At 66.4% G+C, this 19,822-nt stretch carries 18 protein-coding genes; 11 read left to right on the plus strand and 7 right to left on the minus strand.

Translation table 11 applies throughout. The features are described 5' to 3' along the window. Positions 1 to 151: 151 nt before the first annotated feature. The 4 genes from C1931_RS01390 to C1931_RS01405 all read left to right on the plus strand — a co-directional run bounded on the left by C1931_RS01390 (position 152) and on the right by C1931_RS01405 (position 2,634). Complete coding sequence (locus C1931_RS01390) at positions 152 to 907, plus strand: DUF3011 domain-containing protein (RefSeq protein WP_108755148.1); 756 nt, start codon at positions 152 to 154, stop codon at positions 905 to 907. A 77-nt stretch (positions 908 to 984) separates the two neighbouring features. Further along, positions 985 to 1,905: an arginase gene (gene rocF, locus C1931_RS01395; protein WP_108748164.1), complete on the plus strand. Its 921-nt coding sequence runs from the start codon at positions 985 to 987 to the stop codon at positions 1,903 to 1,905. 167 nt (positions 1,906 to 2,072) lie between these two features. After that, positions 2,073 to 2,210 (plus strand): entericidin A/B family lipoprotein, encoded by a 138-nt coding sequence (locus C1931_RS01400; protein ID WP_108748165.1) that lies wholly within the window; start codon positions 2,073 to 2,075, stop codon positions 2,208 to 2,210. 202 nt (positions 2,211 to 2,412) lie between these two features. After that, positions 2,413 to 2,634, plus strand: coding sequence for a CsbD family protein (locus C1931_RS01405; protein ID WP_108748166.1), 222 nt, complete (start codon positions 2,413 to 2,415; stop codon positions 2,632 to 2,634). A gap of 79 nt (positions 2,635 to 2,713) precedes the next feature. On the opposite strand, the gene C1931_RS01410 is transcribed toward C1931_RS01405, so the two are convergent. Next, on the minus strand, positions 2,714 to 3,538 hold the full coding sequence (locus C1931_RS01410; protein WP_108755149.1) for a hypothetical protein: 825 nt from the start codon (positions 3,536 to 3,538) through the stop codon (positions 2,714 to 2,716). Positions 3,539 to 3,646: 108 nt separating this feature from the next. Here C1931_RS01410 and C1931_RS01415 point away from each other — a divergent pair, with 108 nt between their 5' ends. The 5 genes from C1931_RS01415 to C1931_RS01435 all read left to right on the plus strand — a co-directional run bounded on the left by C1931_RS01415 (position 3,647) and on the right by C1931_RS01435 (position 9,407). After that, entirely contained in the window at positions 3,647 to 4,939 is a 1,293-nt protein-coding gene (locus tag C1931_RS01415) for a tryptophan--tRNA ligase (protein WP_108755150.1), read from the plus strand. 91 nt (positions 4,940 to 5,030) lie between these two features. Next, positions 5,031 to 5,327: a hypothetical protein gene (locus C1931_RS01420; RefSeq protein ID WP_108755151.1), complete on the plus strand. Its 297-nt coding sequence runs from the start codon at positions 5,031 to 5,033 to the stop codon at positions 5,325 to 5,327. Between the two features lie 196 nt (positions 5,328 to 5,523). After that, positions 5,524 to 6,456: an MBL fold metallo-hydrolase gene (locus tag C1931_RS01425; protein WP_108755152.1), complete on the plus strand. Its 933-nt coding sequence runs from the start codon at positions 5,524 to 5,526 to the stop codon at positions 6,454 to 6,456. 78 nt (positions 6,457 to 6,534) lie between these two features. Continuing rightward, entirely contained in the window at positions 6,535 to 8,187 is a 1,653-nt protein-coding gene (locus C1931_RS01430; RefSeq protein ID WP_108755153.1) for a M28 family metallopeptidase, read from the plus strand. 275 nt (positions 8,188 to 8,462) lie between these two features. Then, positions 8,463 to 9,407: an IS481 family transposase gene (locus C1931_RS01435; protein WP_108755154.1), complete on the plus strand. Its 945-nt coding sequence runs from the start codon at positions 8,463 to 8,465 to the stop codon at positions 9,405 to 9,407. 43 nt (positions 9,408 to 9,450) lie between these two features. On the opposite strand, the gene C1931_RS01440 is transcribed toward C1931_RS01435, so the two are convergent. Together C1931_RS01440 and C1931_RS01445 are read right to left on the minus strand one after the other, a co-directional pair. After that, positions 9,451 to 9,786 carry a hypothetical protein gene (locus C1931_RS01440; RefSeq protein WP_234412901.1) on the minus strand — a complete coding sequence of 112 codons (336 nt, stop codon included), beginning with the start codon at positions 9,784 to 9,786 and terminating at the stop codon, positions 9,451 to 9,453. 31 nt (positions 9,787 to 9,817) lie between these two features. Continuing rightward, positions 9,818 to 11,152, minus strand: a complete 1,335-nt coding sequence (locus C1931_RS01445) for an MFS transporter (RefSeq protein WP_108751886.1) — start codon at positions 11,150 to 11,152, stop codon at positions 9,818 to 9,820. Positions 11,153 to 11,397: 245 nt separating this feature from the next. On the opposite strand from C1931_RS01445, the gene yedA reads away from it, so the two are divergent. Together yedA and rarD are read left to right on the plus strand one after the other, a co-directional pair. Further along, the gene (gene yedA / locus C1931_RS01450) at positions 11,398 to 12,303 is read left to right on the plus strand and encodes a drug/metabolite exporter YedA (protein WP_108755155.1); all 906 of its coding nucleotides are present in this window, start codon (positions 11,398 to 11,400) and stop codon (positions 12,301 to 12,303) included. Between the two features lie 10 nt (positions 12,304 to 12,313). After that, positions 12,314 to 13,240 (plus strand): EamA family transporter RarD, encoded by a 927-nt coding sequence (rarD, locus tag C1931_RS01455; protein WP_108755156.1) that lies wholly within the window; start codon positions 12,314 to 12,316, stop codon positions 13,238 to 13,240. A gap of 102 nt (positions 13,241 to 13,342) precedes the next feature. Here the strand turns inward: rarD and C1931_RS01460 are convergent, their stop codons facing one another. From C1931_RS01460 to C1931_RS01475, 4 genes are all read right to left on the minus strand, one after another. Beyond that, a complete protein-coding gene (locus tag C1931_RS01460; protein ID WP_108755157.1) occupies positions 13,343 to 16,168 on the minus strand; it encodes a TonB-dependent receptor in 2,826 nt (941 codons plus the stop codon). 452 nt (positions 16,169 to 16,620) lie between these two features. Further along, positions 16,621 to 17,937, minus strand: coding sequence for an ABC transporter permease (locus tag C1931_RS01465; RefSeq protein ID WP_108755158.1), 1,317 nt, complete (start codon positions 17,935 to 17,937; stop codon positions 16,621 to 16,623). Between the two features lie 12 nt (positions 17,938 to 17,949). Then, positions 17,950 to 19,107 (minus strand): ABC transporter permease, encoded by a 1,158-nt coding sequence (locus C1931_RS01470; RefSeq protein ID WP_108748177.1) that lies wholly within the window; start codon positions 19,105 to 19,107, stop codon positions 17,950 to 17,952. A 14-nt stretch (positions 19,108 to 19,121) separates the two neighbouring features. Then, the gene (locus tag C1931_RS01475; RefSeq protein WP_004153799.1) at positions 19,122 to 19,811 is read right to left on the minus strand and encodes an ABC transporter ATP-binding protein; all 690 of its coding nucleotides are present in this window, start codon (positions 19,809 to 19,811) and stop codon (positions 19,122 to 19,124) included. Between the last annotated feature and the right edge of the window lie 11 nt (positions 19,812 to 19,822).

Raw genomic sequence — 19,822 nt, forward strand, 5'->3', positions numbered from 1 at the left:
CGATGACGAACGCTGGACCCGCCAACAGACGCGACACGTCGAATCCGGCGACCGACGCCGAAGGCCGAAACGCGGGCCCTCACATCCGCACCGACACCTGCACCGCATACTCCGGCCATCTGCCCGTTCCGGGCCCGCTCGGGAACCGACCATGCGCCTGAAGACGTTGTCTGTTGTTGTCGCTGTGCTGGGTGTTGCGCTCACGACGCCGGCGCTGGCCGCCGTGCCCTTCCTCAATGCCCGCTGCCCCGGTGGCATCGACGTGCACGCCGACGCGGGCGGGCCGGTCTATGTGCAGGGGCGGCAGACCACCCTGAAGCACGTGAATGACCGCTACGCCGAAGCGCGCGATGCGCAGAGCGGGCTGACGGTGTCCATCAGCACCGGCGACGATGGCACGCCGCAGGTCAGCTACACCGGCCGCAATGGGGCCAACGGCATCTGCCAGGTCAGCGACAGCGCGGCAGCGCCGCCGTCGCCCGCGCACCGGCATGACAACGACGGCGATGCCGCGTTGCCCAACGAGGTCACCTGCGAATCCACCGACCAGCGCCAGGTGTCCTGCGACATGAACACCCGTGGCGCCGTGGAAGTGAGCCGTCAGCTCAGCCGCACCCGCTGCGAGCAGGGCGTGAACTGGGGCCTGTCGCGGCATTCGGTATGGGTGAACGCCGGCTGCCGGGCGGTGTTCCGCAACACGTCCAGCGCACCCCGCGCCGCACCCGCCGGTGATACCGCGCTGGGATCGTGCAATGCGCGCAAGGGCGACCAGGGCACGCTGGTCACCCAGGTGCCGGTGGGCAGCGATTACCAGGAACTGATCATCGATTATGCCGATGGCCGCTTCCTGTGCATGCTGCGCAACAACGGCCAGGTGCAGAGCCTCACCCCGGTACGCCACCGCTGACCGCTGCTGCACCGCCGCGAGTGGTGTCACACGCCTCTGGCTAGACTGTGCTTCTTTTTCGTTCGCAGGAGGCACCCATGGCCCATCCCATTTCCGTCACCCTGATTGGCGTGCCGACCGACGTGGGCGCGGGCCATCGCGGGGCGCGGCTGGGGCCGGAAGCCCTGCGCGTGGCCGGCCTGCCCGAGGCGCTGGCTGCGCGTGGCGTGGACGTGCGCGACCTGGGCAACCTGGACGGCCCGCGCAACCCGTGGACCGCGCCAGTGGCCGGCTACCGCCACCTGGATGAAGTGGTGGCCTGGAACCGCGCGCTGATGGAGGCCAGCTACGCCGAACTGCAGGCCGGGCGCATGCCGATCATGCTGGGCGGCGACCATTGCCTGGGCATCGGTTCGATCACCGCCGTGGCGCGCTGGTGCCGTGAGCAGGGCAAGACCCTGCGCGTGCTGTGGCTGGATGCGCATTCGGATTTCAACACCAGCGATGTCACCCCGTCGGGCAACATCCACGGCATGCCGGTGGCCTGCCTGTGCGGCCTGGGCCCGGACGAACTGACCCGGCTGGGCGGCAGCGCCCCGGCCATCGCCCCCACCCAGGTGCACCAGATCGGCATCCGTTCGGTGGACCCGGACGAGAAGCGCCTGATCAAGACCCACCGGGTTGATGTGTACGACATGCGCTACATCGATGAGAACGGCATGAAGCGCACGGTGGAAGCCGCGCTGGCCGGTGTGGATGAGAACACCCACCTGCATGTCAGCTTCGACGTGGACTTCCTTGACCCCAGCATCGCCCCGGGCGTGGGCACCACCGTGCCGGGCGGGGTGAACTACCGCGAGGCGCAGCTGGTGATGGAAATGATTGCCGACAGCGGCCGCATGGGCTCGCTGGACATCGTGGAACTGAACCCGCTGCTGGACAACCACAACACCACTGCCGAGCTGGCCGTGGACCTGGTGGAGAGCCTGTTCGGCAAATCCACCCTGATGCGCGACTGAGCCTGCCTGCCGCAGTCTGAATGGCCCACTGCGCCGTTCACACTCGCTCCACGCCGTTGCCGCCAGATTGCACGTCAAGCGACGGCGCTGCCTTCGGGGACCGCCGCCAACCGACAGAATCCGACCCGCGATGTGCGCGGTGTAGCGGCCAACCCAAGGAGAAGCTCATGAAGCGTGTAGTTGCCCTGATGCTGTTGTCGATGTTCTCGGTGGCCATGCTGTCCGGCTGCAATACCGTTGCCGGTGCCGGCAAGGATGTGCAGAAGGCTGGCGAAAAGGTCGAGGATGCCGCCAAGGGCAACTGAGCCTGCGGTGGTGCGACACACGGAAAGGCCGGGCATGTCCCGGCCTTTTTCGTGCGCGCGTGCAGGCGCGGTGCAACGCGCCGGGTAGTGAACCATTCAAGCAGGTGAGCATGCTTTTCATGGTGGGTTGACCGCTGTTCAACAGGCAGTGCGCGAAGCTGGAGTCACGGTAAGAACGCCGTTGCAACCAAGGATTCCAGCAATGAACAAAGACATCATTTCCGGCAAGTGGTCGCAGCTGAAGGGCAAGGCTCAGGCCAAGTGGGGCGATCTGACCAACGATGATTTCGATGTGGCAGAAGGCAACGCCGAGTATCTGGCCGGCCGTCTGCAGGAACGCTATGGCTGGGCAAAGGACCGTGCCGAGAAGGAAGTCAGCGAGTTCTCGGACAGCGTGCGCAAGGATTACCCGGACTTCAGGTAAGTCCCGCGCTGAGACACCTGAGCGTCCCCCACAGCCCGACGCCCGCGCCGAAATGGTGCGGGCGTCGTGCTGTGTGCGCTCAGCGCGCCGGCGGATCGGGCACGTAGCGGTTGGGGAAGGCCTGCGGTTCCTGCGCCAGGCGTGACGGTGCATCCAGGCGGATGCCACGTGCGCGCAGGTTGCGGGCGCTGTCGTAGCGCAGCTGCACTACCTGGGTGGGTGTGCGGCTGGCGCGCTCGAACTGGGTGTCGCGCACCTGCGAGTACTCGCGCTCACCATGGCCGGTGCCCAGCGCCGGGGCCTGGCTGCGCGCCTTGCTGGCGCTGCTGCTTTCCATGCGGCTGGCACTGGCGTCGGCCGCGGCCGATTCGGCGGCGGGGGCCGGCGCGGCCGGTGCCGGCGGCGGCAGATGGCGCAGCGGCGGGCGCGGGGTGGGGCGCCAGCGGTAGGCCTCGTTGAACACCGCCATGCCAACCACGCCGATGTTGTCCGACCGCCCGGTGCGGCTGGCGTAGCTGCCGCCGGGGCTGCTGAAGACGAACTGGGCCACCTCGTCCTGGCTCTTGCGCCAGCCGGTGATGTCCGCACTCTGGCCCGGATCGAGCACGTAGCCGGTCTGCGACGGATCGGCATCTTCGCCGGAAATGGCATTGATGCCGTCCACCGACAGCACCACCAGCACCCGCCTGGGGCTGTCGTTGTACAGGCGCACGGCGTAGCGGTGGCCGCGTTCCCCCGCCACCCACTGCTGGCCGTCGGCGGCATAGCTGCGCAGTTCGGTATCGCGGTCGCGGTCCACCAGCACCATCCGCACCGGCTGTTGCGGGTAGGGGGCCGACGGCGGCGGGGCAGGCCGGAAGCCGGCCAGGGGCAGGATCAGCAGCAGGGGCAGCAGGCGCTTCATGGCAGGTCTCCGGTGGGCTCGAGTGAACAAACGCACGGCCGGCCCCGACGGGGTTGGCCCGGCACGCGGTAAACTGGCCCCGTTCATCGAAGGTTTCCGCACGCAGTCATGACGACCCGAGTCCTTACCGGCATCACCCCCTCCGGCACGCCCCACCTGGGCAATTACGTTGGCGCCATCCGCCCGGCGATCGCCGCCAGCCGCGCGCCGGATATCGAAAGCTTCTTCTTCCTGGCCGACCTGCACAGCCTGATCAAGGCCCAGGACCCGCAGCGCACCCAGCGCGCGACCCTGGAAATCGCCGCCAGCTGGCTGGCCTGTGGCCTGGACCCGGAACACGTGTGGTTCTACCGGCAGAGCGATATCCGCGAAACCACCGAGCTGATGTGGTTCCTGACCGCCATCGCCAGCAAGGGCATCCTCAACCGTGCCCATGCCTACAAGGCGGCGGTGGACAAGAACCGCGAGGAAGGGGTGGATGAAGATGCCGGCGTGAGCGCCGGTCTGTTCATGTACCCGGTGCTGATGGCCGCCGACATCCTGATCTTCAAGGCCAACCAGGTGCCGGTGGGCCGTGACCAGATCCAGCACATCGAAATGGCGCGCGACTTCGCCCAGCGCTTCAACCACGTGTATGGCAAGGAGTACTTCCCGCTGCCCGAGGTGGTGATCGACGAGCAGGTGGCCACCCTGGCCGGCCTGGACGGCCGCAAGATGAGCAAGAGCTACCACAACACCATTCCGCTGTTCGCCCCGCGCGAGGAGCTGAAGAAGCTGGTGTTCTCGATCCTGACCGATTCGCGCGCACCGGGCGAACCGAAGGACACCGAAGGTTCGGCGCTGTTCCAGATGTACCAGGCGTTCGCCAGCGCCGAGCAGACCGCCGCGTTTGCCCAGGCCTTCGCCGAGGGCATCAGCTGGGGCGATGCCAAGCAGCAGCTGTTCGAGCGCATCGACAGCGAACTGTCGCCGCTGCGCGAGCGCTACAACGCGCTGATGGCCGAACCGGAAAAGATCGAAGCGCTGCTGAAGCGCCGTGGCCAGCAGCTGCGCGAACAGCTGGCCATGCCGCTGCTGGACGAACTGCGCCACGCCGTGGGCCTGCGCGATCTGTCCAGCGCAGGCGATATCGTCAGCGAAGACGCCGGCGTGGCCCGCGTGGCTCCGCCGCTGTTCAAGCAATACCGCGAGAAGGACGGCCGCTTCTACTTCAAGCTGACCGCCGGCGACGGCACGCTGCTGATCCAGAGCGAAGGCTTCGATTCGCCGCGTGATGCCGGCCAGCTGATTGCCGTGCTCAAGCAGGCCGAGCAGGGCGACGCACTGCAGAGCGAGCTGTTCAAGCTGGAAGCCGACGTAGAGGCCGTGCTGGCCGCACTGGCGGCGCTGCGCGCCGAGTAACGTGCCGGAACATCACGGCAATGGGTAATGGGTAGGTGCCGACCTTGGTCGGCACGTGGAACTGCGCAACGTCCCTGACGCGGAGTCTGCAATGGCCTGGTTGTCACTGCTGCTGTTCCTGCCCTGGTTCCTGCTGCTGGGCAGCCTGTACTGGCTCTTCCCGCGCCAGCCGCGCACCCTGCGGCGGCGCGTGTTCGACAGCGCCAGCCTGGTGCTGGCCTTCCTGTTGAGCATCGTGGCCATGTTGTGGGGCCACCATATCGGCCTGGTGCAGGCCGGTGCCGGCCCGATCTGGCCGCAGGTGCTGGCCGTGCTGTACGCCTACGGCGCGTTCCTGGCAGTGCTTGTGCTGGCACTGCTGCTGCGGCCGAGGTACCTGCAAAGGTAGAGTCGACCGTTGGTCGACTGCTCTCCTGCAGGGCATTGCCAAAAAATCCGCGCTTCGCGCGAAGTCGACTGACAGTCGACTGACAGTCGACTCTACCCCCGGCCCACCGTGCCCCTCCGACCAAAGCCGCATCGAACCGCGCCCCTGCGGCGGCCTACCATGGGCGTCTGTTCCGCCACCTGCCAGGTGCGTGCCGATGACCGCCGACCCCAGCATCCACACCATCGATACCGGTTTCCAGCGGGCGCAGTTCGATGCCGCCTACCTGATCGTGGAAAACGATCGCGCCGCCTTCGTCGACTGCGGTACCGGTCTGTCGGTACCGGCGATGCTGCAGGCGTTGGCCGATGCCGGCCTGGGCCCGGAAGCGGTGGACTGGCTGCTGCTGACCCACGTGCACCTGGACCACGCCGGCGGCGCCGGCCTGCTGATGCAGCAGTTGCCCAAGGCCCGTGCCGTGCTGCACCCGCGCGGCGCACCGCACATGATCGACCCCACCCGGCTGATTGCCGGCGCCACCGCGGTGTACGGCGCCGAGGAAATCGCGCGCAGTTACGGCCGCATCGAGCCGATTGCCGAAGACCGCGTGGTGGTGGCCGACGATGGCCACCGCATCGATCTGGCCGGCCGCGAACTGCTGCTGCTGCACACCCCCGGCCATGCGCTGCACCACTACTGTGTGTGGGATGCGCGCAGCCGCAGCTGGTTCACCGGCGATACCTTCGGCATTTCCTACCGCGAGCTGGACAGCGCCAAGGGCGCCTTCATCTTCCCGACGTCTTCGCCGGTGCAGTTCGATCCCGAGGCCATGAAGGCGTCGATCCAGCGCATGCTGGCGTACGACCCGCAGGCGATGTACCTGACCCACTACGGGCGGGTGCAGCAGGTGCCGACGCTGGCGGCCGATCTGATCGAACAGATCGATGCCATGGCCACCATCGGCCGCCAGTGCGATGGACGGCCTGATCGCCACCGCTGCCTGCTGGCGGCATTGCAGGCGCTGTACCTGGAGCGCGCGCAGGCGCATGGCTGCGCGCTGGACCAGGCCGCGGTGGCCGAGGTGTTGGCCATGGATATCGAATTGAACGCGCAGGGCCTGGCCTGCTGGCTGGACCGCGTGCGTCGCTGAACGCAACGCACGCCGTCATCGCACTGTCACGCTACACTTCAGGGCATCCCTTCCTGCCGTGGTATTGCCGTGAATCCGATGCGCGTGTTGCTGCTGTCGTCCTGCCTGTTCGTCGGGGGCCTGGCCCATGCGGCCAATGATCTTCCCGGTGGCGGCATCGATCCGCAGGCGCTGTCGCGCCACGTGCGGGTGCTGGCCTCGGACGAGTTCGAGGGCCGCGCCCCGGCCACGGCAGGCGAAGAGCGCACCGTGCAGTACCTGATCGAACAGTTCCGAAGCTATGGCCTGCAGCCCGGTGGCGCCGATGGCAGCTGGGTGCAGCCGGTACCGCTGGTGCGTGCGCAGCTGGATGGCGCGGCCAAGGCCAGCCTGGCCCTGAAGGGCGGCACCCGCGCGCTGGTGAACGGCGAGGACGTGACCCTGCAGAGCCTGCAGCCGCGCAAGCGCGTGCAGATCAAGAACGCACCGCTGGTGTTCGTCGGCTACGGCATCGATGCGCCGGAACGCCACTGGAACGATTACAAGGATGTGGATCTGCACGGCAAGATTGCCGTGGTGCTGATCAACGATGCCGACTTCGAAGCCGATGCGCCGGGTGCGTTCGACGGCAAGGCGGTGACCTACTACGGCCGCTGGACCTACAAGTTCGAAGAGGCTGCGCGCCGTGGCGCCGAGGGTGTGCTGATCGTGCACGAGACCGCGCCGGCCGCCTACGGCTGGGCCACGGTGAAGAGTTCGGGCACCTCGCCGCTGTTCGACATCGAACGCAGCAACGCCGAGGCGATGGCCCAGCACACGCCGCTGCGCGGCTGGATGCAGCGCTCGCTGGCCGAGGCGATCTTCGCCGACGCCGGCCTGGATTTCGACGCCGAGAAGCGCAAGGCCATGCAGGCCGACTTCCGCCCGGTGCTGCTGGACAACGCCCGTCTCAGCGCGGAATTCGCACTGAAGCGCGAGCAGGTGGTGACCCGCAACGTGGTGGCCAAGCTGCCCGGTGGCGAGCACGGCGATGAAGCCGTGATCTTCTCGGCGCACTGGGATGCCTTCGGTATCGGCCAGCCCGACGCCAAGGGCGACCGCATCCGCCGTGGTGCAATCGACAACGCCACCGGCGTGGCCACCGTGCTGGAACTGGGCCGGGTGTTTGCCGCCGGCCCGCAGCCGCAGCGCACGCTGTTCTTCGTGGCCCTGACCGCTGAAGAAAAGGGCCTGCTGGGCGCCAGCTACTACGCGGCGCACCCGCTGGCACCGCTGGAAAAGACCGCCGCCGTGCTGAACATCGAAATGTTCAGCCCCGATGGCGCCACCCGCGATATTGCCTCGTGGGGCAAGGGCCGCGTGTCGCTGGAAGGGGATCTGGAACGCGTCGCCAAGGCCCGCGGCCGCAGCTACAGCCCCGATCCGAACCTGGAAGCCGGCTTCTTCTACCGCGCTGACCACTTCGCCTTCGCCCGCCTGGGCGTGCCGGCCATCACCATCGGCCCGGGCCTGGACAAGCTGGAAGGCGGCGTGGAAGCCGGCCGCGCGCTGCGCGAGAAGTATTTCGCCGACTGCTACCACCAGGCCTGCGATGCCTGGACCCCCGGCTGGGACCCGGCCGGCCATGCCGCCGATACCCTGCTGGTGTACGACCTGGGCGACGAACTGGCCAACAGCCGCCGCTGGCCTACCTGGGAAGAAGCGTCCGAATTCCGCGGCGCCCGCGAGAAGAGTGAAGCCGCCCGCCGCTGAATGCGCGGGGGCTGGATCGGCCGCGGCGGCGTGGGGATGACCGCGCCGCCATGACGGCGGCGAATTGGCATCGGCGCCATGACGTCGGTGAAATGGCAACGGCGCCATGACGCCTGCGGTAGAGTCGACTGTTAGTCGACTTCGCGCGAAGCGCGGGTTTCCATGCGTCGGACGGGAAGGCAGTCGACTAACTGTGATCTCTCTGTACGTTGTTCATCCGGGACATCTCTGGAAAATGGTGGTTACCACACCTCTCCAGATCCCAAAGAGCCCGGATGAACAACCATAAAAATGCCCGTTTAACGCCGTTTAGTCGAGAACTTCTTGTCCGTCGCATCCTCCACGAGGGCCTGCGGCCGGAGGAGGCAGCACAAGCGTGTGGCGTAAGTGTGCGTACGGCCTACAAGTGGCTGGCCCGATTCCGGGAGTTCGGGGCGTCGGGGCTGGAAAACCGCAGCTCTCGCCCGCACCAGACGCCGCATGCCACGCCTGCGTCGGTCGTCGAGCAGATCAAGGAGCGCCGCCGTAAACGGCACACCTACCTGACCATTTCCAAGGCCTTGGGGATCGGCCACAGCACCATTTCCCGGTTGATGCGTGTTCACGGCCTCAACCGGCTGTGCCGGCTGGATCCGCCCAAAGCGGTCATCCGATACGAATACGATCAGCCCGGAGGACTGCTGCACCTGGATATCAAGAAACTGGGCAACTTCCAGAGGCCTGGGCACAGAACCGATGCCAAACGCCGGGGAAACGCTGCCGGCGGCGGCTGGGGGTACGTCCACGTGGCCATCGACGATCATTCCCGGCTCGCCTACAGCAGCGTTCACCCCAACGAACAGGGAGAAACGGCCTGCCAAGCGCTGCTGAGCGCTCTGGAGTACTACGCCAGCTTGGGAATCACCTTCAAGCGGATCCTGACCGACAACGGCGCCTGCTATCGCTCCACCGCCTTTGCCAAGCTGCTCAAATCCCTTGGAATCAAGCACATCCGGACCAAGCCCTACACACCGCGCACCAACGGCAAGGCGGAGCGCTTCATCCAGACCAGCTTGCGCGAGTGGGCCTACGCTTGCGAGTACGCCTCTTCGGACCAACGCAATTCCGTGCTGACCCAATGGCTGCACCACTACAACTGGCACCGTCCCCATATGGGGATCGGCGGCCAGCCACCTATCTCCAGAGTGCCGCTGAATAACGTAGTGGGTTTACACAACTAACAGTCGACTCTACCCAGCCGACTCTACCTCTACCCAGCCGACTCTACCGGCGGCCGCGTAGCAGCCGCCATGCGCCCCAGGCGCTGGCGACCAAAGCGACTACATACAGCCCTGCCCGCGGCCCCGACGCCAGCGCACGGCCGGGATTCTCACCGCGATGCAGTTGCAGGTTCATGGGCGTGGCATCACCGCCCAGCACCGTGGCCAGCGCCACCAGCAGGGCAAGGCAGAACAGCAGCAGGGCGATGCCAAAACCGATACGCGGCCATTGGGCCTGCGCGGGTGGGCGTCGCAGCAGCCAGGCCAGCATCGTGGCCAGGGCCGTGCCCAGGGCCACCCACATCAGTGGGGTGGCCGGGTAAACCGCAGCCACCGGCATTGCACCGGTGGCTGCCATCAGGACCGCAGCGTTACTTGCGGGTGCCGTCGAGCCAGTTCGGGCCCTTGTTGGTGAGGAAGAACACATAGACCACCAACGATACCGCGATCGTGGCGGTCACGTAGATGGCGAACCAGTCCACGTGGCCGGTCTTCAGCGCGCCCTGGTACAGCAGCGGCGCGGTGCCACCGAACAGCGAGTTGGCCAGCGCGTAGCCCAGGCCCACGCCCAGCGCACGGATGTGGGCGGGGAACAGTTCGGCCTTCACCACGGCGTTGATGGAGGTGTAGCCGGTGAGGATGACGAAGCCCAGCGCCAGGGTCAGGAAGGCGAGGGTGGCATCGTGCTGGTGCGGCAGCTGGGTGATCAGGTACCAGCTGTACAGCACGCCGCCCACGCCGAAGAACACCAGCAGGCTCTTGCGGCCGATGATGTCCGACAGCCAGCCGCCCACCGGCTGCAGCACCATCAGGAACGTCAGCACGCCCAGGTTGACCAGGGTGGCGGTCATCGGGTCGTCGGCGGCGAACGCGCTCTGGATCATCTTCGGGCCGTTCACCGAGTAGGTGTAGAAGGCAATGGTGCCGCCGGCGGTGATCAGGAAGCACAGCAGCAGCGGGCGCCACTGGTGCACGAACAGTTCGTACATCGAACCGGACTTCTTCGCCTTGCCTTCGCGCGCGGCTTCGATCGACGATTCTTCCATCGTCTCGTCCATGCCACGGCGCAGCCAGAACACCACCACGGCAGCGATACCGCCGATGCCGAAGGCGATGCGCCAGCCGAACTCGGAGATTTCCGGCTTGCCCCAGAAGTTCAGCATCAGGAACAGGGTGAGCTGGGCCAGCACATGGCCACCGACCAGGGTGACGTAGTGGAACGAGGACAGGAAGCCGCGGCGGCCGGGAATGGCGGCCTCGGACATGTAGGTGGCGCTGGCGCCGTACTCACCACCGGTGGCGAAGCCCTGCAGCAGGCGCGCGAACAGCAGGATGATCGCCGCCCAGATGCCGATGCTGGCCGCGGTGGGGGTAATGGCGATCAGGAACGAGCAGACGGCCATCAGGGTGACCGACACGGTCAGCGCCAGGCGGCGGCCATGGCGGTCGGCGAAGCGGCCGAAGAACCAGGCACCGATGGGGCGCATCAGGAACGTGGCGGCGAAGATCGCCCACACGTACATCGTGGAGTTCTTGTCTTCGGGCGAGAAGAACTGCGATTCGAAGTACACGGCGAACACCGAGTACACGTAGACGTCATACCACTCCACCAGATTGCCGGCGGAGCCTTTGAGGGTATTGGAGATCGACCGGCGCAGCGCGGCGCCGTCGGTGCTGGGGACAGCGGAATGGGACGTGGTGCTCATCCGGTTGGGGATCCTCGATGCGGCGCTTCCGTGCGGGAAAGATCGGTGCCAGCCGCGCGCGGGGCGCTGGCGGTCAGCCTCCTGGGTACTGCATCCCATGTCAACGCCAGGTGCCGGAACAGGCGGGGCAGGGCATGGGACCGCACAGGATGACAGCGGCGGGGGGGAGGGACCATAGCTAGATCGTCGTACGCGATGCAGCCGAACCCTCTAGAATCCGGCTTCCCCCGGCTTTCTGGTGCGTCATGTCGGCTCCCCCTGTTTCTTCTGCGGCTGCCCCCCGGGGCGGCCTTGTTGCGTTGGCGTTGCTGCTGGTCTACGTGGTCTGGGGGTCCACCTACCTGGGCATCGCCAAGGCCCTGCACGGCGGCGCGCTGCCGCTCACCATGGTCTCTGGCAGCCGATTCATCATTGCCGGCGGGCTGATGTACCTGGCCCTGCGGGTGTTCTGGAAGCTGCCCCGGCCGACCCTGCGGCAGTGGCGCAATCTGGTCATCATGGGCGTGACCATGCTGGTGCTGGGCAACGGCATGGTGGTGCTGGCCGAACGCGAGGTGTCGTCGGGCCTGGCCGCCACGGCGGTGGCCTCGGTGCCGCTGTGGATGGCGCTGTTTTCCGCGTTGCGCGGCCAGCACGCCAGCCGCGGCGAGTGGCTGGGCATCGCGGTGGGCTTCGTCGGCGTGGTGTGGCTGAACGCGGGCAGCAGCCTGACCGCTTCGCCTACCGGGCTGGTACTGCTGTTGATTGCCCCGATCGGCTGGGCGTTCGGCTCGGTCTGGGCGCGCGGGCTGGATCTGCCCGGCCCGTTCATGACCGCTGCCGGGCAGATGCTGTGCGGTGGCGTGCTGCTGGTACTGATCGGCCTGGCCGTGGGCGAACGCCCGACTACGCTGCCCGATACCGGCGGCCTGCTGGCGATGGCCTACCTGTGCGTGTTCGGCTCCATCGTGGCCTTCACTGCCTACGTCTGGCTGCTGCACAACGTGCGCCCGGCGCTGGCCGGCAGCTACGCCTACGTGAACCCGGTGATCGCGGTGCTGCTGGGCGCGGCATTGAATGGCGAGCGCTTCGGCTGGCGCGATTTCCTGGCCATGGCGGTCATTCTGCTGGGCGTGGTGGTGCTGACCATGGCCCGGACCCGAAAGAAATGAGCATGAAGAAGTGAGCATGGACGAACAAGAACAACGCCGCGGCCTGCTGGTCACCGCCTCCACCTTCGTGCTGTGGGGGCTGGTGCCGGTGTACTGGCACCTGCTCAACGAGGTGCCTTCGTTCCAGATCATCGCCCACCGCATCATCTGGTCCACCGTGCTGGTGGTGGCCTGGCTGCTGCTGAGCGCACGCCTGGGCTGGTGGCAGAAGATCGCCGCGCAGCCGCGCGCGCTGCCGATCCTGGCCGTATCAAGCCTGACCATCGCCTTCAACTGGGGCCTGTACATCTGGGCGGTTAACGCTGGCCATGTGATCGAAACCAGCCTGGGCTACTTCATCAATCCGCTGGTGAACGTGCTGCTGGGCGTGCTGGTGCTGAAGGAACGGCTGCGCCGCCTGCAATGGGTGGCGGTGGGCATGGCGGCGGTGGGCGTGGCCTGGTTGACCATCGATGCGGGCACGCCGCCATGGATCGCGCTGGGCCTGGCCTGCTCGTTTGGCTTGTACGGCCTGCTGCGCAAGCTGGTGTCGGTCGATCCGGTGGCCGGCCTGGGCGTGGAAAGCCTGTACCTGTTCCTGCCGGCGCTGGGTTTTGCGATCTGGGCCGAGAACGGCCACGGCGGCGCGTTCTTCCACGGCTGGGGCTGGCGCAACGATCTTCTGCTGGTGTTTGGTGGCGTGGTGACAGCCGTGCCGCTGATCGGCTTCGCCTACGGGGTGAAGCGCATTCCGCTGTCGCTGGTCGGCATCCTGCAGTACATCGCGCCCAGCCTGCAGTTGCTGCTGGGCGTGTTCTTCTTCCATGAAGCGTTCGATACCGGCAAGGCGATCGGCTTTGCGGTGATCTGGGCCGGACTGGTGCTGTTCGTGGCCGAGAACGTGCGGGCGATGCGCGCAGCGCGGGGTCAGATCCCTTCGCAACGCGAAGGGATCTGACCCCGGGACCGCGGAAAAAAGAACGGCGCCCCGAGGGGCGCCGTTCTGCTTCCATCTCCGGCCAGGAGAGAGTTGGCCGGAACGGGAACGCGGGTGCAGTGCTTAGAAGCGCTGCTGGTACTTCATGTACATGAAACGACCGATGTCGAAGCCGCCGTAGTAGACGAAGCTGCTGTTCGGCTGGCTGTACATGATCGGACCCTGGTGGTCGAACACGTTGTTCAGGCCCAGCGAAACGGTGCCATCCCACGGCAGGGCGTAACGCACCTGCAGGTCGTGGAAGGTGTTCGAACCCACCTTGTTGGTCGGCGAGGCATCGGTGTAGGCCGAGCTGAAGCCCGGCATGTTGCACTCGTCCATGTAGGAGCACTTCTCCTTCATGCTGGAGTAGTAGCGCGCGGTCCAACCGATGCCCAGGTTGCCGTACTGCCAGTCCAGGTTGAAGGTCGAACGCACGCGGAAGTTGCCGCCCCAGCTGGTCAGCTGTTCCACCGGGGTGGTCGCGGCGTTGTCGTTACGCTGCTCCAGGTAGTCGGTGTAGGTGGTGTTCCAGGTGACGGCGAACTTGCCGAACGCAGTTTCCGGCAGGCGGTAGCGCGCGCTGATGTCATAGCCGGCGGTTTCGCGGTAGCCGGCGTTGACCAGCGAACGGTCCAGCGCATTGACCTGGCCGTTGCTGCCGCGGGTGAAGCGGCCGCACGCAGCGTCCGAACCCTGCACGTAGCACTGTTCCAGGATGTTGGTGGCCGACTCGCCAACGATGGCGTTGTCGATGCGGATCTTCCACCAGTCCAGGCTCAGGTCCAGGCCCTGCACGAAGTCGGGGCTGTAGACCAGGCCGACGGTCCAGGTCTTGGCGGTTTCCGGCTTCAGGTTCGGGTTGGAACCCGAATTGAAATCGGTGGTGGCCTGCTGGCCCGGCTTGCTGGCCACGCTGCCATCGCTGTTGAGCTGGCGGAAGTTGGCCGGCACGTTCAGGGCCTTGCAGCGGGCCGCGACGGTGGCGCTGGTGGCGGCGGTGCCGAAGGAGGTATCGCACGGATCGGTGAACGAATCGCGGCTGCTGACGGTGCCGCCGTACAGGTCGTCAACGGTCGGCGCACGGAAGCCGGTGCCGTAGGTGGCGCGCACCAGCAGGCTGTCGATCGGCTTCCACTTCAGGCCGAACTTGCTGTTGGTGGTGGAACCGAAGTTGTTGTAGTCCGAATAGCGACCGGCCACGTCCAGCGACAGTTCACGGGCGAAGGCCATGTCGGCCAGCAGCGGCACCTGCAGTTCCAGGTAGACCTCGTTGAGCGAGTAGTCGCCCTGGGTCGGCTGGCCGCTGGTGCCGGCAATCTGGCCGTTCTGCACCATCAGGTCCGGGGTGTAGCGTGCTTCTTCGGTGCGGTGCTCGAAGCCCATGGCGGCCATGATGTCACCGGCCGGCAGCGAGAACAGCGAGCCGGAGATGTTGGCGCTGGCCACCTTGGTGGTGGTCTGGCTCTTGTCCACGAAGCGGGCGAACAGGTAATCCTGCACGTCCTGATTGCTGAGCGAGCCCGGGCCGGTATAGCCCATCGGCGCGGCCGGGTTCCACGGCACGCAGCCGGCAATCACCGCATCGCGGGTGCCGCAGTAGGCAACGCCGTTTTCGATGAACGACGGGCCCACGGCCAGGTTCACGTTCGGCTGGTACATGCTGCCGGTGCCGACGCGCTCGCCTTCATTGCGGTTGTAGGTGTAGCTGACGTTCCAGTCCCAGTAGCGCGAACCGGTTTCGAAGCTGCCTTCCAGGCCCAGGCTGCCGCGCTTGGTTTCCAGGGTGTTTTCGGTGCCGCGCAGCATCTCTTCGGTGCGGTGCGAGAACAGCACGTCCTGGCCCCACAGGTTGAACGCGCTGTCCTTGGACAGGGCGGCACGGGTGCCATTGCGCGACTGCGCGGCGGTGACCGAGTACGGGTAGCCGGCCAGGTGCTTGGTCGATTCGCGCTTGCTGTACATCGCATCGGCAACCAGGCGCAGGTTGTCGGTGAACGAGAAGCCACCGTTGGCGAACACCGAGGTGCGCTCCAGGCCGGTCAGCAGGCTCATGTTGGTCTTGGTGTTGGCACCATCGGCCGGGTTCGGCGTGTGGAAGTTCGCCGCATCGGTCGGGTCACCGCCCGGGCCGACGGTCAGTGCCTTGCCACCCACGGTGACGCTGCCCCACGGCGTGGTGCCGTTCAGGCCGTCATTGGGGTGGCGCGGGCCGTTGACGTAGCGGCTGAACTCGCGCGCGCCGCCCATCACTTCGTCTTCCTTGGTGCGCTCGGCACCCACGCTGAACCAGCCGCGGTCGAAGGTCTTGCCGAAGGTAGCGCTGTAGGAGCGCTTCTGGCCGTCGCCTTCACCGTACTGGCCGACGTAGACGCTGGCTTCGCCACCGTCGAAGTTCTTGCGGGTGATGATGTTGACCACACCGGCGATGGCGTCCGAGCCGTACAGCGCCGAAGCGCCGTCGGTCAGCACTTCCACGCGCTCGACGATGGCCGAAGGAATGGAGGCCAGGTCCGAATAACCGCCGGCGCTGACGCCCATGCGGCGGCCGTCGATCAGCACCAGGCTGCGTTCCGGGCCCAGGTTGCGCAGGCTGACATACATGCCGCCGAAGTCGCGCGAGGAGGTCAGCGAGGAGGCGCGGCTCATGCTCGGCGAACCGGCAGCGGTCACGTCCTGCAGGATGTCGGCAACGTTGACGTAGCCCTTCTTCTCGATCTCGGCGCGGTTCAGCGCAACCACCGGCTGGGCGGTTTCGACACTGGCCTGGCGGATGCGCGAGCCGGTGATCTCGATGCGGTCGAGGTTGGTGGTGTTGTCGCCTGCATCCTGTGCAAAGGCGGGGGTGGTGCAGCTGGCAGCCAGCGCGAGGGTGATCGCGTTGCGCAGCGGGGTGGTCTTCAGGAACATCCGTGAAATCTCGTGTTTCAGAAAAAAACATGCGCCCGTTCTGTGGGCGCGGAGGGTGCTGCAAACCAACGTGGGGGGCGCGATTCTAGAGTGTTTTCATTCGTAACTGTTTGTCCCGGCGTGTCACATGCGCGCGAAGATGAATCGCAACCAACAATCCACAGGCTGGATGTGCGCGGCATCACGCGTGCGCTGTTTTGCATGCGCAGAGGCATCGATAGCGGCCGGTGTTGGGTGATCTGTAATGCGCGTGGTGTGCGGTGGTTCATCCACGCATGGCGTGGATCTACTGCATGGCGCCCGCGCAATGACGGCCGGTGGATCCAGGCCATGCGTGGATGGCGCGTGCCCCGGTGGATCCACGCCATGCGTGGATGGCGCGTGCCAAAAAAAACGGGCGAAGCCTGCGCTTCGCCCGCTCTCATCCATCACTTCATACACCCGTGCGTTGATCAGGTTTCGCGCAACGCCGTGGTAATCGGCAACCGCGCCGCACGCAGCGCCGGAAACAAGCCGCCGACCAGGCCGATGCCCAGCGCCCACTTCAACCCGGTCCACAGCAGTTCCGGCGACACATGGAACTTGAACACCACCGCGCTGAAGTTGCTGCCGATCGTAGACACGCTGTAGCCATTGAACACCAGCCACGCCACCGCGCAGCCCAGCAGGCCGCCCAGCAGCGCCAGCAGCATGGTTTCCAGCATCACCGCGGTCACCACCGGCAGGCTGCGGAAGCCGATCGCGCGCATGGTGGCGATCTCGCGCGCACGCGTGGCCACTGCCGCATACATGGTGTTGAGCGCGCCGAACACCGCGCCCACCGCCATGATCGTGCCGATCACCTTGCCAAGGATGTCGATCAGCTTGGTCAGCCCACCGCCCTGCTTGCTGTAGTACGCACGGGTGGTTTCCACATCCAGCTTCAGGCGCGGATCGGCGGCAACGGCGGCCTTGAACTGCTCGAAGCCGGGCTTGCCTTCGGTACGCACGCTGATCGACTGCCAGGCACTGCGCTGGTAGGTGGTGGCCAGCGTATCGGCGTCGGTCCACAGCTCCGAATCGTGCGCATCGCCGGTGGCGAACACACCCACCACGGTCCAGGTCTGGTTGCCCAGGGTGAGGGTCTTGCCCACTTCCATATCGCGGAACTGGCCCTGCGCACCCTGGCCGACCACGATCTCGCGCAGGCCGGCGCTGAACTTGCGGCCCTGCACGATCTTCACCTTGTCATGCACGGCCCAGGCCTGCGGGCCAACGCCGCGGAACTGCGCGTTGACGTCGGTGCCGTCGGCGCGCGAGACCAGGTTCACCACCTGCGACAGTTCCGGCGACAGCAGCGGGCGGCCTTCGCCATCGCGCGCCACGCCGGGCAAGGTGGACAGGGTGGGCACCTGTTCGCGGGTGATGACCGAGTTGGTTTCCGCCTGCGAACCGCCGCGCAGCACGATGGCAGTGGTGTCATCGCCGGTGTTGCTGAGCGTGGCCTGGAAGCCTTCGCCCATGGCCAGCATGGCCACCAGCACGCCGACCACGCCGGCAATGCCGACCACGATCACCGAGGACGCGCCCCAGCGCTGCGGCAGGCTGGCCACGCCGATGCGGGTGGCGGCCAGTGCCAGCCGCCCACCGCGGGTCAGCAGCAGCCACAGCGCCAGCAGCAGCGCCACGGCAAGCACGCCAAACCACGGCAGGCCGATCCATAGCACCAGGCCCACCGCCAGCAGCAGCACGGTGAAGGCGTTGCCGAACCACTTCTTGAGCTTGTTCATGGGGAGTCCTCCTCAGCGGCCGGCCAGTGCGTCGACGATCTTCAGGCGCTTGGCGCGCAACGCCGGCAGCAGGCCGACGATGATGCCGATCACCACGATCAGGCCCAGCCCCACCAGCCAGGTGGGCGTGGGGACGTGGGGCGGCAGCATGCCCATGCTTTTCGGGCCGATGGCCGGCAGGATCAGCGCGGCCAGGCCCATGCCGATCAGGCCGCCCAGGCCGATCAGCAGCACCGATTCCACCATCACCAGCGCCAACACGGTGCTGTCCTTGAAGCCCAGTGTCTTCAGCGTGGCCAGCTCCGGCACGCGTTCGCGCACGGCCTGGGCCATGGTGTTGCCGGTCAGCAGCAGCAGAGTGAAGAACACTGCACCCATGATCGAGGTGACGATCATGCCGATATCCGCAAACTGCTTGACGAAGGCCTGCTGGAACGCCGATTCAGTCTGGGTCTTGGTCTCGTGGTCGGAGTTGGCCGAGATCGCATCGATGGCCTGGGCCACGCGCGAGGCATGGTCCGGGTTGTCCAGGGTGACCGTGTACCAGCTCACCTGGTTCTTGATGTAGTCGTTGGATTCGTCGAAGTACTTCCAGTTCATCATCAACTGGCGTTCTTCGTTGCCGGCCTGTGCGCGGTCCTTGGAACGGTAGATGCCCTTCAGTTCCAGCGGCCAGTCGTTGCTGCCACCGCGCGGGAAGATGGTGGCCTGCAGCGGAATGGTGTCGCCGATCTTCCAGCCGAACTGATTGGCCAGCGTTTCGCCGACGATGGCGCCGGTGCGGGTCTGTTTCCAGTCTTCCAGCTGCGCCGGGTCGATCTGCAGTTCGCGGTACACATCGAAGTAGTTGGGCGACACCGAGAAGTTGGGGAAGAAGTTCTTCGGGTCCTGGTAGATGCCGCCGAACCACATGCCATAAGCCACGTCGCGCACGCCGGCCACCTGCCGCACCTGGGTTTCCAGGCGGATCGGCAGCGACTGGGTGATGGACAGGCGCGAGGCGACGATCAGGCGGTTGGCACCTTCCACGCTGCCGCCGGAATTGAAGGCCACGCGCACCGAATCGAGCATGCCGAACAGCAGGAACGCGGCCACCACCGACAGCAGGGTCAGCAGGGTGCGGGTACGGCTGCGGAACAGCTGCGCCCACACCAGGGAGAAATATTTCATCGCCGCAGCCTCCGTCAGTGGGCCAGCGGGGCGTCGGCCAGCTCGCCCTTGTCCAGGTGCACCGTGTGGGTGGCGTACTCGGCGGCCTTCGGGTCATGGGTGACCATGATGATGGTCTTGCCGTGTTCGCGGTTGAGCTGCTGCAGCAGGCCCAGGATCTCCTCGGCCGACTGCCGGTCCAGATCGCCGGTGGGTTCGTCGCAGATCAGGAAGGTGGGATCGGAAACGATGGCGCGGGCGATCGCCACGCGCTGCTGCTGGCCACCGGACAGTTCGTTGGGGCGATGGCTGCGGCGGTCGGCCAAGCCGACCAGAGTCAGCGCGATTTCGGCATTGCGCTTGCGCTGGGCCGCGCTGAGGTGGGTCAGCAGCAGCGGCAGTTCCACGTTCTTCTGCGCGGTCAGCATCGGCATCAGGTTGTAGAACTGGAATACGAAGCCGACGTGGTGGCTGCGCCAGGTGGACAGCTGGCCGCCGCTCATCTGGTCGATGCGTTCGCCCTCGATGCTGATCTCGCCGCCGCTGGGGTTGTCCAGCCCGCCAATCAGGTTCAGCAGGGTGGTCTTGCCCGAACCGGACGGGCCCATCAGGGCGACGAAGTCACCGCGGGCGATGTCCAGGTCGATGCCGTGCAGCACCTGTACCTTTTCCGGGCCGCGTTGGTAGGTCTTGGTGATGTTGCGCAGTGAAACCAGGGTCGACATCGGGGATTCTC

It is taken from the genome of Stenotrophomonas sp. YAU14A_MKIMI4_1, from assembly GCF_003086855.1.
In the GTDB taxonomy this organism is placed as follows: domain Bacteria; phylum Pseudomonadota; class Gammaproteobacteria; order Xanthomonadales; family Xanthomonadaceae; genus Stenotrophomonas.

Coding starts and splice junctions, on each gene's coding strand:
- C1931_RS01420 (WP_108755151.1), top strand. CDS start 5,031: ATGGCCTGGTTGTCACTGCTGCTGTTCCTGCCCTGGTTCCTGCTGCTG.
- C1931_RS01390 (WP_108755148.1), top strand. CDS start 152: ATGCGCCTGAAGACGTTGTCTGTTGTTGTCGCTGTGCTGGGTGTTGCG.
- C1931_RS01465 (WP_108755158.1), bottom strand. CDS start 17,937: ATGAACAAGCTCAAGAAGTGGTTCGGCAACGCCTTCACCGTGCTGCTG.
- C1931_RS01400 (WP_108748165.1), top strand. CDS start 2,073: ATGAAGCGTGTAGTTGCCCTGATGCTGTTGTCGATGTTCTCGGTGGCC.
- C1931_RS01405 (WP_108748166.1), top strand. CDS start 2,413: ATGAACAAAGACATCATTTCCGGCAAGTGGTCGCAGCTGAAGGGCAAG.
- C1931_RS01415 (WP_108755150.1), top strand. CDS start 3,647: ATGACGACCCGAGTCCTTACCGGCATCACCCCCTCCGGCACGCCCCAC.
- C1931_RS01440 (WP_234412901.1), bottom strand. CDS start 9,786: ATGCCGGTGGCTGCGGTTTACCCGGCCACCCCACTGATGTGGGTGGCC.
- yedA (WP_108755155.1), top strand. CDS start 11,398: ATGTCGGCTCCCCCTGTTTCTTCTGCGGCTGCCCCCCGGGGCGGCCTT.
- C1931_RS01470 (WP_108748177.1), bottom strand. CDS start 19,107: ATGAAATATTTCTCCCTGGTGTGGGCGCAGCTGTTCCGCAGCCGTACC.
- C1931_RS01435 (WP_108755154.1), top strand. CDS start 8,463: ATGAACAACCATAAAAATGCCCGTTTAACGCCGTTTAGTCGAGAACTT.
- C1931_RS01425 (WP_108755152.1), top strand. CDS start 5,524: ATGACCGCCGACCCCAGCATCCACACCATCGATACCGGTTTCCAGCGG.
- rocF (WP_108748164.1), top strand. CDS start 985: ATGGCCCATCCCATTTCCGTCACCCTGATTGGCGTGCCGACCGACGTG.
- C1931_RS01475 (WP_004153799.1), bottom strand. CDS start 19,811: ATGTCGACCCTGGTTTCACTGCGCAACATCACCAAGACCTACCAACGC.
- C1931_RS01460 (WP_108755157.1), bottom strand. CDS start 16,168: ATGTTCCTGAAGACCACCCCGCTGCGCAACGCGATCACCCTCGCGCTG.
- C1931_RS01430 (WP_108755153.1), top strand. CDS start 6,535: ATGCGCGTGTTGCTGCTGTCGTCCTGCCTGTTCGTCGGGGGCCTGGCC.
- C1931_RS01445 (WP_108751886.1), bottom strand. CDS start 11,152: ATGAGCACCACGTCCCATTCCGCTGTCCCCAGCACCGACGGCGCCGCG.
- C1931_RS01410 (WP_108755149.1), bottom strand. CDS start 3,538: ATGAAGCGCCTGCTGCCCCTGCTGCTGATCCTGCCCCTGGCCGGCTTC.